At 71.7% G+C, this 13,007-nt stretch carries 13 protein-coding genes; 5 read left to right on the plus strand and 8 right to left on the minus strand.

Annotation, left to right across the window (positions count from 1 at the left end):
• Positions 1-59: 59 nt before the first annotated feature.
• Positions 60-653 (plus strand): isochorismatase family protein, encoded by a 594-nt coding sequence (locus tag ACI2LY_RS18720; protein ID WP_404708074.1) that lies wholly within the window; start codon positions 60-62, stop codon positions 651-653.
• A gap of 125 nt (positions 654-778) precedes the next feature.
• Here the strand turns inward: ACI2LY_RS18720 and ACI2LY_RS18725 are convergent, their stop codons facing one another.
• The 3 genes from ACI2LY_RS18725 to ACI2LY_RS18735 form a co-directional block, all read right to left on the minus strand.
• On the minus strand, positions 779-1,087 hold the full coding sequence (locus tag ACI2LY_RS18725) for a hypothetical protein (RefSeq protein WP_404708075.1): 309 nt from the start codon (positions 1,085-1,087) through the stop codon (positions 779-781).
• 97 nt (positions 1,088-1,184) lie between these two features.
• A complete protein-coding gene (locus ACI2LY_RS18730; RefSeq protein ID WP_404708076.1) occupies positions 1,185-1,490 on the minus strand; it encodes a hypothetical protein in 306 nt (101 codons plus the stop codon).
• A 121-nt stretch (positions 1,491-1,611) separates the two neighbouring features.
• Entirely contained in the window at positions 1,612-3,969 is a 2,358-nt protein-coding gene (locus ACI2LY_RS18735) for an immune inhibitor A domain-containing protein (protein ID WP_404708077.1), read from the minus strand.
• A gap of 372 nt (positions 3,970-4,341) precedes the next feature.
• Between ACI2LY_RS18735 and ACI2LY_RS18740 the strand changes: the two genes are divergently transcribed.
• On the plus strand, positions 4,342-4,632 hold the full coding sequence (locus tag ACI2LY_RS18740; RefSeq protein ID WP_404708078.1) for a hypothetical protein: 291 nt from the start codon (positions 4,342-4,344) through the stop codon (positions 4,630-4,632).
• Between the two features lie 85 nt (positions 4,633-4,717).
• Here ACI2LY_RS18740 and ACI2LY_RS18745 read toward each other — a convergent pair whose 3' ends face one another.
• Positions 4,718-5,449 (minus strand): RDD family protein, encoded by a 732-nt coding sequence (locus ACI2LY_RS18745; protein WP_404708079.1) that lies wholly within the window; start codon positions 5,447-5,449, stop codon positions 4,718-4,720.
• 61 nt (positions 5,450-5,510) lie between these two features.
• On the minus strand, positions 5,511-6,755 hold the full coding sequence (locus ACI2LY_RS18750) for an RDD family protein (RefSeq protein WP_404708080.1): 1,245 nt from the start codon (positions 6,753-6,755) through the stop codon (positions 5,511-5,513).
• Between the two features lie 234 nt (positions 6,756-6,989).
• Here ACI2LY_RS18750 and ACI2LY_RS18755 point away from each other — a divergent pair, with 234 nt between their 5' ends.
• Positions 6,990-7,403: an SsgA family sporulation/cell division regulator gene (locus tag ACI2LY_RS18755; protein WP_393596637.1), complete on the plus strand. Its 414-nt coding sequence runs from the start codon at positions 6,990-6,992 to the stop codon at positions 7,401-7,403.
• Positions 7,404-7,414: 11 nt separating this feature from the next.
• On the opposite strand, the gene ACI2LY_RS18760 is transcribed toward ACI2LY_RS18755, so the two are convergent.
• Entirely contained in the window at positions 7,415-8,830 is a 1,416-nt protein-coding gene (locus ACI2LY_RS18760) for an FAD-binding oxidoreductase (RefSeq protein ID WP_404708178.1), read from the minus strand.
• A 92-nt stretch (positions 8,831-8,922) separates the two neighbouring features.
• Between ACI2LY_RS18760 and ACI2LY_RS18765 the strand changes: the two genes are divergently transcribed.
• Positions 8,923-10,401 carry a tetratricopeptide repeat protein gene (locus ACI2LY_RS18765; RefSeq protein WP_404708081.1) on the plus strand — a complete coding sequence of 493 codons (1,479 nt, stop codon included), beginning with the start codon at positions 8,923-8,925 and terminating at the stop codon, positions 10,399-10,401.
• Between the two features lie 53 nt (positions 10,402-10,454).
• Here ACI2LY_RS18765 and hppD read toward each other — a convergent pair whose 3' ends face one another.
• Positions 10,455-11,600, minus strand: coding sequence for a 4-hydroxyphenylpyruvate dioxygenase (gene hppD, locus ACI2LY_RS18770; protein WP_404708082.1), 1,146 nt, complete (start codon positions 11,598-11,600; stop codon positions 10,455-10,457).
• A gap of 123 nt (positions 11,601-11,723) precedes the next feature.
• Here hppD and ACI2LY_RS18775 point away from each other — a divergent pair, with 123 nt between their 5' ends.
• Entirely contained in the window at positions 11,724-12,203 is a 480-nt protein-coding gene (locus ACI2LY_RS18775) for an Lrp/AsnC family transcriptional regulator (RefSeq protein WP_404708083.1), read from the plus strand.
• Here ACI2LY_RS18775 and ACI2LY_RS18780 read toward each other — a convergent pair.
• Complete coding sequence (locus tag ACI2LY_RS18780; RefSeq protein WP_404708084.1) at positions 12,200-12,991, minus strand: S16 family serine protease; 792 nt, start codon at positions 12,989-12,991, stop codon at positions 12,200-12,202. The two genes, ACI2LY_RS18775 and ACI2LY_RS18780, sit on opposite strands and share 4 nt — an antisense overlap.
• Between the last annotated feature and the right edge of the window lie 16 nt (positions 12,992-13,007).

Genomic DNA, 13,007 nt, shown 5'->3' on the forward strand with positions numbered 1-13,007 from the left:
CGCAAGAGGCCGGAAGTCTCTAGGCTCGATTCCTTGGACCCCACTCGAAGGACACCACCATGCGCCGCGCATTGATCGTCGTAGATGTGCAGAACGACTTCTGCGAGGGGGGCAGCCTCGCGGTGGCCGGTGGGGCGGACGTGGCCGCCGCGATCACGGAGCTGATCGGGCAGGCGGCCGGTTCCGGCTACCGGCACGTGGTGGCCACCCGTGACCACCACATCGCGCCCGGCGGCCACTTCGCCGACAACCCGGACTACGTCAACTCCTGGCCCGCGCACTGCGTCGCGGGCACGGAGGGGGTGGGCTTCCACCCCAACTTCGCGCCCGCCGTCGCCTCCGGCGCGGTCGACGCGGTCTTCGACAAGGGTGCCTACTCGGCCGCGTACAGCGGTTTCGAGGGCACGGACGAGAACGGGCAGTCCCTCGCGGACTGGCTCCGCGCGCGGGACGTCGAAGAGGTCGACGTGGTCGGCATCGCCACGGACCACTGCGTACGGGCCACCGCCCTGGACGCGGCCTCGGAGGGCTTCCGCACGCACGTCCTGCTGGAGCTGACAGCGGGGGTGGCCCAGGAAACGACAGCCCGCGCCCTGGACTCCCTCCGCGAGGCAGGCGTCCAACTGACCGGCAAGCCGGTGGTGAACGCGTAGTCCCACCCCGCGGCCCCGCTGTGGCTTGTCGCGCAGTTCCCCGCGCCCCTTAGGTGGGTCCAGCATCCGCTCCCTAGGGGCGCGGGGAACTGCGCGAAGGGGCACGACGGGCCCGCACCCGACCACTAACGGTCAAGGATCTCCCGCGCGAGCACCCGGACCCGCTCCCACCCCTCATCCTCGGCGAGAGCCGCAACGCTCCAGTGGTCCGCCGTGCGGTCCGCGCTCATCTCTTCGAAGACCGCGTCGATGGCCCGCAGACCGGGCACGAGCCCGTCCCCGAGCCGCCAGACGTCATCGAACATGAGTGCGATCTCATCGACCCCCACGCCGACCCGCAGCACCCACTCCCGCTGCTCCTCCGCCGAAGCCGCCACCATCGCAAGCCCCTCCCGCACCAGCCTTACCCGCCGCGCGGCATCCTCCTGATCCATCCAAGGATGCTCGCACGGCACCCACCTCAGGGGCGCGGGGAACTGCGCGACAAGCCACAGCGCACCCGCACCCGCACCCGCACCCGCACCCGAAGGGCTACGGCCGAACCGCAGAGGATCGCAGCGCCCGGATGGGACGCCACAGTCCCGCCCCCTCCACCGGGGCCGTGCGCCATATGAGCCCGTCGGGGTGGTGGAGGACGGCGGTGACCTCGTCCGGGGTGGGCGGGGCCGCGTTGCCGCGCAGGAACACGGACCACAGGCCGAGATTCCGCAGCCGGGTCAAAGCCTTCGCACGATTCCCCGCGTGGACGAGAACCCGTACCCCGGCCGAGCCGTGCGGCAGGTTCACCGCCACCACGACCGTCCCGTTCGGCAGCTTGCAGAATCCTCCTGCGGCCATGCGGTCACATCCCCGTTCAGTCAGGTGTCAATAAGCGATCCACAGGACGCACCTAAACACGATCGGCGGCGACCCGCTAGGGGGTCACCGCCGATACGTCTCTGACCTGCGAAGATGCCGCTTACTTCGCCGCGGGCCCGACTTCGAGCTCGATCGTGGAGCCGTCGTCCGCCTGCTTCTTGATCTTGATCTTGGTGTTGGTGTCAGTGACCTTCACGCCACCGGTGGGGTTCGACGGGTCCCAGTAGGTGTTCTTGCGGTCGTTGAAGACCGCCACCCCGTTCTGCGCCTTGATCTTCGTCACCGCGCCCGCCTTGTGCAGGGTGATGCCGTCCGTCGGGTCGAGCGAGAACGGCGAGTCGTACGCCTGCATCCGGTTGCGCAGCAGCGTCCCGTCGGACCACTTCAGCGCCTTCGGGTGCGCGTCGACCGGCAGGATCAGACCGGTGCCCGGGTGCGCGTCGGCGTTGGTGTTGTTGTCCGCCTGGGAGGTGTCCCACTTCCAGATCAACAGGCCGTCCTGGTACGGGTAGTGCTCCACCCAGTCGGGCCGGTCGGTGCCGGTGAAGCCGAAGTTGTACGGGCCGACCTTCAGCGTCTTGTCGTACGACACGTACTGGCGGTTCTCCGCGAGGTAGTACTGCGCGTAGTCCTTGGTGAAGGAGGCGCCGATGCGGGAGAACCCGGTCGCGGCCCAAGCGGCGTCCGCCGACTCGGCGTTGTCGGAGAACAGCGGGGTGCTGTCCGCGGTGACCGTGATCTCGTCGGCCGTGAAGCCCTTCAGCGCCACGCCGCTGTCGGTCTGGTAGCGGAAGCGGAGCTGGATCTTCTTGCCCGCGTAGGCGTCCAGCGAGTACGACAGCTTCTTGTAGCCGTCGACCGTGCCGGTCAGCGCGGGCTTGTCGGAGCCGTCGCGCGGGATCGGCTTGCCGTCCACCGTGCCGTCCAGGGCGGTCCAGTTGGCGCCGTCCGTGGAGACCTCGGTGTAGAGGTAGTCGTAGCCCTTCTCGATCTCGTACCAGCCGTCCAGGCCCAGCGTGGCCGAGGACTTGCCGGTCAGGTCGACCGAACGGGTCAGCGTGTTCTTGAGGCTGTCACCGCTGCCGCTCCACCACTGGGTCGCGCCCTGGGCAGGGGTGACGATCTCGGTCTTGACGGTCTTCTGCGGCAGCGTGACCAACAGGGCCTGCCGGTACTTGGTGTTGTACTCCGCGAGGCCGAGCTTGTGCCAGGAGGAGACGCCCGCCTTGGCGGTGTCGTAGGTCAGCCAGCCGAGCTGGAGCTTGTCCCACGCGTTCATGTCGCCGGGCAGGTCACCGATCGCGTCCTTGCCGGTGCCGAGCCAGGAACCGGAGGACATCAGCGTCCAGAAACCGGTGGAGTTGTCGCCGCCGTCGGTGTCGTACTCGTCCGGCAGACCGAGGTCGTGGCCGTACTCGTGGGCGAAGACGCCGAGTCCGCCGTTCTCCGGCTGGATGGTGTAGTCGCCGACCCAGACGCCGGTGTCGCCGACCGGGGCGCCGCCGAGCTTGTTGCCGGTGGGGCCGGTCGCGCCCGCGTCGGTGCCGAACGCGTACCAGCGGTGCGCCCAGATGGCGTTCTCGCCCTCGGCGCCGCCGCCCGCGGACTCGTCCTCACCGGCGTGCACGATCTGGAAGTGGTCGACGTAGCCGTCCGGCTCGTTGAAGTTTCCGTCGCCGTCGAAGTCGTAGCGGTCCCACTGGTCGTACTTGGCCAGGTCGGCCTTGATGGCGGCGTCGGACTTGCCGGCCGCCTTCTGCCCGGCGACCCAGGACTTCAGGCCGTCGCCGACCACGTTCCACACACTGGTGCAGTTGGTCTGGCCGCAGGCGTTGTTGCCGTAACGGGCCTCGTTGTAGGGGACCTTGACCCAGTCGGAGACCTCGCCGTCGACCGAGTAGCGGCCCGAGGACTGCTTCTCGTAGTACTTCTTCAGCGACTCGGTCTTGACGCCGGTGCCGAAGTAGAGGTCCTGGTAGTGCTTCTGGTTGTAATCCGCCTGCCAGGCCGTGGAGTTGTCCTTCTTGCGGTCCGGCGCGGCGATCTTGTTGTGCAGCGGGCCGGGGGTGCCGCCGACCTTGGGGTCGGTCTGGTCCCCGAACTCCACCAGGATGGTGAAGATCTTGTCGGTCTTCTCCCGGCTCAGCTCGACGTACTTGCTGTCGCCCTTCTTGCTCTTGAGCTCGACGACCTGGGAACCGTTGCGCTCCTTCGCCTCCGCCTTACCGGCGATGAGCTGGTTCAGGGCCTCCTGGCGCTGAGCGTCCTGGGTCTTGCTCAGCGGGCCGTCGAGGTCGTGCTCCCGCTGTCCGGCCGGGGCCGGGTCGTGCCGGTTCTCGGCCGCCGGGCGGGGCGTCGTGCTCGCCTCGGCCACGGCGAACGTGGCGAAGGTGGCGGACGACGCCGCGAGGGCCACGCCTATCGCTGCGGCTCTGAACGTCCAGGGTCTGCTGGTCACTTGAGATCCTCCCCCGCGCCGCGCGCACGGCAGGAGGGTTCCGGACCTTGGAAGATCCGTGCGCGCACGATCAACGCGTGTAGTCAAGTGCCGTAATTTGACTAGAGGTTCAGCAGAAAAGACAGACCTTGACTTGTGCAGGACAAGTGCACTATGCGGAGTTGGCGTCCGCTTTACGAACGCGTGCGCTCCTCGAACGGGCGCGTGCATCCGCCCAGTTGGCGTGGACCATGACTCCGTGCGCCCCCTGTGCACCGCCCCCTGGGGTGAGGTGGGGCTTACCTGGCACAGGACTCGGGCATGCACGCGAATAGAGTCGAAATGGCGCCCCAGCTCACCCCACTACCCCCGTCTTCCGAGGACACGATTGCCATGCCTCGTCCGACCGTCGCACAGCTCGTCTACGGTTCCTGCACCGTGGTCCTCTCCACCGTCGCCATGCTGGCCCTGTCCCAGACCGAATCGGGCCTCGGTGTCGCCGTCATCGCGCTGGCCGCGCTCGCCCTCGGGCTGCTCGTGGCCATGACGGTGCCCCTGCCCGGGCCACGTCCGGCCCGGTCGGCCGCCGCCGGGCAGGCACCGGCCGAGCCCGCGCGGCTGGCCGAGCGCCGCCGCCCCGTCGGCGCCTCGGCGGAGTCGGTACGCGGCCGCGCGGCCTCCTGAGGAGCGGCCGGAACCACACGGCGGAGCGGCGGGCCGGGGACTCCTCCCCCGCCCGCCGCTCCGGTGCGCCGCGCCCCTGCCCGGCTCAGGTGGTGGCGACCACCACCGTCTTCGCCGCCTTGTCGTGCAGGCCCTGCTTGTACGGGCGGTCGAAGTAGCTCCAGCCACCGCAGATCGCGGTCCAGACGCAGGCGCAGCAGAAGGCGAACGGCAGCCACAGCACCAGCGCCCGGATCAGCGAGGACTGCCGGGAGGGGGTGGCGCCGTCGTGCAGGTTGGCCACCCGCATCTTGAACCAGCGCATCCCGAGCGTCTGTCCGGTGCGGGCGATCAGGATGGTGTCGTAGGCGACGTAGAGGACGGCGGCGATGATGGACTGGCCGAGCGACTTGCCGACCTCCATGCGGTCACCGTTCACGTCGTACTGATGCACCCCGAACGCCCAGGTCAGCAGCCATACGGCGATGCCGACGATGATCATGTCGATGATGCGGGCGACGGTGCGCTTGCCGCTGTCCGCGAGCGGGGGCATCCCCGCGAGGGGGTCGCCGGGACGGCCGGGACCACCGGGCCCCTGAGGCCCGCCCCCGTAAGGGCCACCCCCATAGGGGCCGCCACCGCCTCCGTACGGGCCGCCGCCCCCGTAAGGGCCGCCCGAGCCCGAGCCGTAGGGGTCGCCGCCCTGGGGCGGGGGCTGCTGGGCGCCGTACGGACGGTCGTACGGAGAGCCCGGCCCCGGGTCCGACGGGGGCCGCTTCCGCAGCGGGTCGTCGTCGGGGGGCTGCGCTCCGGAGCCGGGGGGCGGTTCACTGCTCATGGCACCGAGTCGACCGCGAACACCCCGCCCCCGCACCCGGCGGGCGGCCGTACGGGGGACGCTATTCGGCCACGAAGGTGTGCGCCGCCTTGTCGTGCCAGCACTGGCGCCACGGCCGGTCGAACAGCCCCCACAGCACCCCGACGACCCCGATGACGAGGACCCCGGGCACGCTGTAGACCAGCCAGCGGCGCAGCGCGGCCCCGAAGGACGGGGGTTCGTGCCCCTCGATGTCCCGCACCTGGATGCCGCAGAGCCGCTTGCCGAGGGTGCGGCCCCAGCGGGCGGTCGGCAGCACCTCGTACACCACCCCGAAGACGAGGAGGACGCCGAACACGATGGCCAGCGAGGTGCCGGTGGTGCCGTCGAGGAGCCAGACGGTGACGGTGCGGCCGGACAGCCGGGCCGCCTCGATCTTGCTCTGCACATGGTCGACGGCGCGCACACCGAGCGGGACCGCGGCGGCCGCCGTCACGGCGCCGATGAACACGTTGTCGATCAGGCGGGCGGCGAAGCGCTTGCCGAGACCGGCCGGGCGGGCCTCGCCCTGGCGCCGCACGGCCGCGAGGAACGGGTCCTCCACCGGCGGCTTCCACGGCACGACGGGCTGCTCCTCACCGGCCCCGGCCAGGTGGTGCACCTGCTGCGCCCAGGAAGCCTGACCGCCACCGGGTCCGGGGGCGAGGGGGCCCTGGGCCTGGGGCGGGAGTACCGGGGAGGGGGCGGGGGCGGCCGACTGCGGGAAGCCGGGCCGGTCCCCGCCGGGCTGTCTGCGGGGGTCGGCCGGGGCGGGCGTCCCCTGCCCCGGCACCGGGGGCGCGACGGCCGCCCGGGCGGCGGCCACGTCGGGGGCGGTGCCGAGCCCCGCCGGTCCTCCCAGAGGCCCCTGAGCCGCGGCCGACGGGGGCGCGGTCCGCCCGGCCGAACCCTGACCGCCCTCCGGGGCGTCCCCCGCCCGCACCCGCCGGAACGTCATCGTCCCGTCGTCCCGCTGAGCCCCCGCGGCCGGGCCCGGAGTCGGGCGCCGGAAGAGGAACGTGTCCGGAGGCGCCTCGCCCTGGACCCGCGGACCGTCGGCGGAGCCGCCCTCCTCGAAGAAATGCGGACCCGTCTCCTCCACCGGGGGCGTGTCGGGGCCGGAGGTTGACGGCGCGGTGAGCGGCTCGCCGTCCGCCGGGGCGGGGCGACTGGTGCCCGGCACCCAGGCGGCGCCGTTCCAGTAGCGGACGTAGCCGGGGATGGACGGGTCCGGGTAGTAGCCCTCACGGGGCCTGTCGTCACCGTGGGCCGGCGTAGGGGCGCTCATGTCCGTCGTCCCGTATCTGCTCGGGGGTGGAAGGGAGCCTCCACATCTATCAGACCCGGGGCGCCCCACACCCCTCTCCGACCGGAGCCGACCCCTTCCGGGCGATGCCGTAGGGGTCCCTGGCCCCGGTTGGAAAAAAATTCCGGGGAACCCGCGTAATGACCGCGCCCCTGCCCCCTCTCTCCTGGCACGGGCCCGTCCGAGCGGCCCCCGGTCAGCCGAAGGAGACAGATCATGGAGCACACGGTGGTGGAGCGGGAACTCGAGCTGAAGCTCATCCTTTCGCCCGAGCGGAGCATCCCGGTCCCGGCCCGGCTCGCCTACCGGTCCGACGACCCCTACGCCGTCCACATCACCTTCCACGTCAACTCCGACTTCCCCGTGCACTGGACGTTCGCCCGGGAACTGCTGGTGGAGGGCGTGTTCCGGCCGTGCGGGCACGGGGACGTGCGGGTGTGGCCGACGAAGGTGAACGGCCGCAGCGCGGTGCTGATGGCGCTCAGCTCGCCGGACGGCGACGCCCTGCTGGAGGCGCCCACCCCGCAGGTGTCCGCCTGGCTGGAGCGGACGCTGCGGGCGGTGCCGCCGGGCGCGGAGGCCGCCCAGCTGGGGATCGACGACGCGCTCGACCAGCTGCTGGCCCGGTGAAGAGCCCAGGCTCAGAAAAGCTTGCCGGGGTTGAGGATGCCGAGCGGGTCGAAGACGTCCTTCACGGCCCGCTGCATCTCCAGCCCCACGGGCCCGAGTTCGCGCGCCAGCCACTCCTTCTTCAGCACGCCCACCCCGTGTTCGCCGGTGATGGTGCCGCCCAGTTCGAGGCCGAGGGCCATGATCTCGTCGAAGGACTCGCGGGCGCGGCGGGACTCGTCCTCGTCGAGGGCGTCGAAGCAGACGGTGGGGTGGGTGTTGCCGTCCCCGGCGTGCGCGCACAGGCCGATGGTGAGGTCGTACTTGGCGGCGATCCGCTCGACGCCCTCCAGCATCGCGCCGAGCTTCGAGCGGGGCACGCACACGTCGTCGATCATCGTGGTGCCCTTGACCGCCTCCAGCGCGACCAGCGACATCCGCCGTGCCTGGAGCAGGAGTTCGGACTCGGCGGCGTCGTCGGCGACGACTACCCCGGTGGCCCCGGCCGCCTCGCACAGGGCGCCGACGGCGGCGAGGTCGGCGGTGGGTTCGGGGGTGTCGAAGGCGGCCAGCAGCAGCGCCTCGGTGGTCTCCGGCAGCCCCATCCGGGCGAAGTCGTTGACCGCCTTGACGGTGGTGCGGTCCATCATCTCCAGCAGCGAGGGCACATGCCCGCCCGCCATGATCGAGCACACCGCGTCGCAGGCTTCGGCGGCCGAAGCGAACTCGGCGGCCAGCACCAGCTGCCGGGGCGGCTTGGGCCGGAGCCCGAGCACGGCGCGGACCACGATGCCGAGCGAGCCCTCGGAGCCGACGAACAGCCGGGTCAGGTCGTACCCGGCGACGCCCTTCGCGGTGCGGCGGCCGGTGGACATCAGGCGGCCGTCGGCGAGGACGACGTCCAGCCCGAGGACGTACTCGGCGGTCACCCCGTACTTGACGCAGCACAGGCCGCCCGAGGCGGTGCCGATGTTGCCGCCGATGGTGCAGGTCTCCCAGCTGGAGGGGTCCGGCGGGTAGTACAGGCCGTGTTCCTCCACCGCGCGGGAGAGCACGGCGTTGACGACGCCCGGTTCGACGACGGCGATCCGGTCGACGGGGCTGATCTCCAGGATGCGGTCCATCTTGGTGAGAGACAGCACGATGCAGCCCTCGGAGGCGTTGGCGCCGCCGGACAGCCCGGTGCGGGCGCCCTGCGGGACGACCGGTACGCGCAGCTCGGTGGCGGTGCGCAGCACGTGCTGGACCTGTTCGACGGTGCGTGGCAGGACCACGGCGGCGGGGGCCCCGGCCGGGCAGAAGCTCGCCATGTCGTGGGCGTAGGAGGCGGTGACGTCGGGATCGGTGAGCACGGCCCCGGCGGGCAGCCCCGCCAGCAGCGCTTTGGTGAGGTTCTCGGCGGCAGTGGTGTCGCCGTCGCGGGGTGCTTCGATACGGCTCATGATCACAGCGTGGCACTCGGGGCCATCGGTGTGAACCCCGCACGCGCCGTGCTTGGGCCGACCGGATGTGGTCGTCATATTGACGCACAGTGAGCGGCATGGCGAAGAGACAGTACGGCGACTCCCGGCCCGGTACGTCCCTGGTGGCCGAGCCCCCGCCGCACCGGCCCCGGAGATGGCTGGGCCGCACGCTGCTCACCCTGGTGGCGGGCGGGGCGGCGGCGAGCGCGGCGCTGACGCTGCTGCCGCGGGAGGCGCCCCAGCGGGCCCCGCACCGGCCCCCGGCACCCGCGCCCGGACCGCAGGCGCGGGCGCTGACGGCGGTCACCGCCGGGCTCCCCGCGGCGCTGCCCGACCTGACGGAGCTGATCACCCGGCAGGAGAACGGGGTACGGGCCCGGCCCGCCGACGCGCACGCCTGGGCGGTGCTGGGCTCGGCCTACGTGGCGCGGGCCGGGCGTACGGCCGACGCGACCGACCTCCCGCGCGCCGAGCGGGCCCTGGACACCTCGCTGAAGGCGAAGGCCGCCGAGAACGCCGAGGCGCTGGCCGGGATGACCGCGCTGGCCAACGCCCGCCGGGACTTCGCGTCGGCCAAGCGGTACGGCGAGCAGGCGCTGAAGCTGACCCCGAAGCGCTGGTCGGCGTATCCCCCGCTGATCGACGCGTACGACGGGCTCGGTGACTACACCGCCGCCCGCAGCACCCTGGACAAGCTGATGGCGCTGCGCACCGCCCCCGCGGACCGGCCGGCGGTGATGGCGCGGGCCTCCGCCGTGTACCGGGACCGGGGCTGGCGCGAGGACGCGGCGGCCCAGCTCACCGACGCGGCCGCAGCCGCCGGTACGCCCGCCGAGCAGGCCGCCTACCGCGCCGGAATGGGCCGGTTGGCGTGGGAGCGCGGCGAACTCCCCGAGGCTCTGCGCCAGTTCACCGAGGCCCTCCGCCTGGACCCGGCCGAGGCGACGGCGGGCGCGGGCAGGGCCCGTACCCTCGCCGCCCAGGGCCGCACCCCCGACGCGCTCGCCGCGTACCGGACGGCCCTCTCGAAGCGCCCGGACGCGGAAGTCACCCTGGAGCTGGCCGAGTTGTACGAGTCGCTGAACCGCACCCAGGACGCCGAGGCGCAGTACACGCTGGTGCGGAAGCGGGCGGAGAGGTCGGCGGCCGACGGGGTCGACGAGGAGCTGGTGCTCGGGCGGCTGGAGGCGGACCACGGGGACCCGCAGGAGGCGGTGACCCGGCTGCGCGCGGAGTACGAGCGGCAGCCCGGTATCGAGGTGGCCGACGCGCTGGGCTGGGCGCTGCACCGGGCGGGCGAGGAGGACGAGGCGCTCAAGTACGCCACCATCGCCACCGACCGGACGAAGGGCGGCGGGGTGCGCAGCTCGCTGCACGCCTTCCACCGGGGCATGATCGAGTACGAGCTGGAGCGGTACGGGTCCGCCCGGCGCCATCTCCAGGACGCGCTGCTGGTCAACCCGGCCTTCTCGCCGCTGTGGGCGCCCGAGGCGCGGGCCGCGCTGACGGACCTGGGCGAGGTGACCGGGGGCCCGCTGCCCGCCGACGTGCTGTGAGCCGGGGGCGCGACCGCTCCTCGCGCCCCCGGCTCAGCCTGTGCGGAGCCGGGTTACAGGTTGCCCCGCTTCTCCTGCTCCCGCTCGATGGCCTCGAAGAGGGCCTTGAAGTTGCCCTTGCCGAAGCCCATCGAGCCGTGCCGCTCGATGAGTTCGAAGAACACCGTCGGCCGGTCCTGGACCGGCTTGGTGAAGATCTGCAGCAGGTAGCCGTCCTCGTCGCGGTCGGCGAGGATCTTCAGCTCGCGCAGGGTCTCGATCGGCACGCGGGTGTCGCCGACCCACTCGCCGAGGGTGTCGTAGTAGGAGTCCGGGGTGTCGAGGAACTGGACCCCGGCCGCGCGCATGGTGCGCACCGTGCGCACGATGTCGTTGGTGGCCAGCGCGATGTGCTGGACGCCGGGGCCGCCGTAGAACTCCAGGTACTCGTCGATCTGGGACTTCTTCTTGCCGACGGCGGGCTCGTTGAGCGGGAACTTCACCTTCAGGGTGCCGTCCGCGACGACCTTCGACATCAGCGCGCTGTACTCGGTGGCGATGTCGTCGCCCACGAACTCCTTCATGTTCGTGAAGCCGAGGACGTTGTTGTAGAACCCGACCCACTCGTCCATCTTGCCGAGTTCGACGTTGCCCACGCAGTGGTCGATGGCCTGGAAGGTGCGGCGGGCGGGCGGCTCGACGATCGGGTCCGCGGCTTCGAAGCCGGGGAGGTACGGGCCGTCGTAGCCGGAGCGCTCGACCAGGGTGTGCCGGGTCTCGCCGTAGGTGGCGATGGCGGCCAGGACGACGGTGCCGTGCTCGTCCTTCACCTCGTGCGGCTCGGCGAGCGGGCGGGCGCCGTGCTCGACGGCGTACGTGAACGCCGCGCGGGCGTCCGGCACCTCGATGGCCAGGTCCACGACGCCGTCGCCGTGCTCGGCGACATGCCGGTCGAGGAACTCGCCCCAGGGGGTGGTGGGCCGGATCACCGAGGTGAACACGAACCGGGCGGCGCCGTTCTCCAGGACGTAACTCGCGGTCTCGCGGCTGCCGTTCTCCGGTCCGGAGTAGGCGACCAGGCGCATGCCGAAGGCGCTGGAGTAGTAGTGCGCGGCCTGCTTGGCGTTGCCCACGGCGAAGACGACCGCGTCCATTCCCTTGACCGGGAAGGGGTCGGCCTGCCGGGCGGTGTCGGGAGTGTGCTGAGTGGTCTGCGTCATGTTCGAAGGGTGGCCCCGCTCTGCAAGGTGCGCAATAGTTCGCGTATTCGCTGGTCACTCTGTTCAGCCTTACGGCGGTACCGGCGGGCTTTCTGCACAGGATGACCATCACCGGAGGGCGTCGTGGCGATCGATCAGCTGGACGGGCAGATCATCGTGCTGCTGGCCGAGGAGCCGCGGATCGGGGTGCTGGAGATGTCCCGGCGGCTCGGGGTGGCGCGCGGCACCGCCCAGGCCCGGCTGGACCGGCTGCGCTCGCGCGGGGTGATCCGGGGCTTCGGGCCGCAGGTGGACCCCTCCGCGCTCGGCTATCCGGTGACCGCGTTCGCCACGCTCCAGATCCGGCAGGGCCAGGGGGCGGACGTACGGGCGTACCTGGACGGGGTGCCGGAGGTGCTGGAGCTGCTCACCACGACCGGCACCGGGGACATGCTGTGCCGGTTGGTCGCCCGGTCCAACGCCGATCTGCAGCGGGTCATCGACCGGGTGGTGGGCTTCGACGGCATCGTGCGGGCGTCCACGGCGATCGTGATGGAGAACCCGGTGCCGCTGCGGATCATCCCGCTGGTGGAGCAGGCGGCGGGGGAATTCGAGGGGGCCTAGCAGCTGGGGATCTTCCCGGTGCCTTTCTCCAGGGCTACGAGGGAGTCCACGGCGCCGTCGAGGTCGGTGACCGGGATCAGGCGCAGGCCCTTGGGGAGGTTGGTGTGGGCGTCGGCGCACTCCGCCTTCGGCACCAGGAAGACGGTGGCGCCGTCGCGCCGGGCGGCCTGCGTCTTCAGGGCCACCCCGCCGACCGCGCCGACCTTGCCTGCCGCGTCGATCGTGCCGGTACCGGCGATGGTCCGGCCGCCGGTGAGGTCGCCGCCGCTGCCGTCGCCGTCCAGCTTGTCGATGATGCCCAGGCTGAACAGCAGGCCCGCGCTGGGCCCGCCGACGTCGGCGAGGCGCAGGGTGACCTTGACGTCGTCGGGGTTCTTGCCCAGGTGGTCCAGCGCCGCGCTGGTCGCCGCGTCCTGCGACTGCCGCATCTGGGCGGTGTTGTGCTTCTCGATCTCCTTGATCGTGTCCCCGGTCGGGTACACGGCGTCGTACGGCATGACCGCGCGGTCATCGCGGAACCAGTTGTCGACCACCTGCCCGAGCGACACCCGCGTCCCCGGCGAGGTCGCCTCGATGGTCGTCATCCGCAGCTGCCCCGAGGTCGTCCGGGACCGCGCCCCCGACACGGTGATCACCGGCGTCCCGTCGTTCTTGCCCAGCACGTTCGCCGTCATCCCCGGCTGCGCCACCGCGAACGGCAGCGGCGCGAACACCGCGACGGCGACCAGCCCCACGACGGGCAGGGCGCAGAGGGCGATGGTCCGGGAACGCGAGAGACGTGAGAGCACGGAGTAAATCTAACGC

Source organism: Streptomyces sp. NPDC002176 (assembly GCF_044903645.1).
Classification (GTDB): domain Bacteria; phylum Actinomycetota; class Actinomycetes; order Streptomycetales; family Streptomycetaceae; genus Streptomyces.

Coding starts and splice junctions, on each gene's coding strand:
- ACI2LY_RS18730 (WP_404708076.1), bottom strand. CDS start 1,490: ATGGCCGCAGGAGGATTCTGCAAGCTGCCGAACGGGACGGTCGTGGTG.
- ACI2LY_RS18720 (WP_404708074.1), top strand. CDS start 60: ATGCGCCGCGCATTGATCGTCGTAGATGTGCAGAACGACTTCTGCGAG.
- ACI2LY_RS18750 (WP_404708080.1), bottom strand. CDS start 6,755: ATGAGCGCCCCTACGCCGGCCCACGGTGACGACAGGCCCCGTGAGGGC.
- ACI2LY_RS18725 (WP_404708075.1), bottom strand. CDS start 1,087: ATGGATCAGGAGGATGCCGCGCGGCGGGTAAGGCTGGTGCGGGAGGGG.
- hppD (WP_404708082.1), bottom strand. CDS start 11,600: ATGACGCAGACCACTCAGCACACTCCCGACACCGCCCGGCAGGCCGAC.
- ACI2LY_RS18765 (WP_404708081.1), top strand. CDS start 8,923: ATGGCGAAGAGACAGTACGGCGACTCCCGGCCCGGTACGTCCCTGGTG.
- ACI2LY_RS18745 (WP_404708079.1), bottom strand. CDS start 5,449: ATGAGCAGTGAACCGCCCCCCGGCTCCGGAGCGCAGCCCCCCGACGAC.
- ACI2LY_RS18740 (WP_404708078.1), top strand. CDS start 4,342: ATGCCTCGTCCGACCGTCGCACAGCTCGTCTACGGTTCCTGCACCGTG.
- ACI2LY_RS18755 (WP_393596637.1), top strand. CDS start 6,990: ATGGAGCACACGGTGGTGGAGCGGGAACTCGAGCTGAAGCTCATCCTT.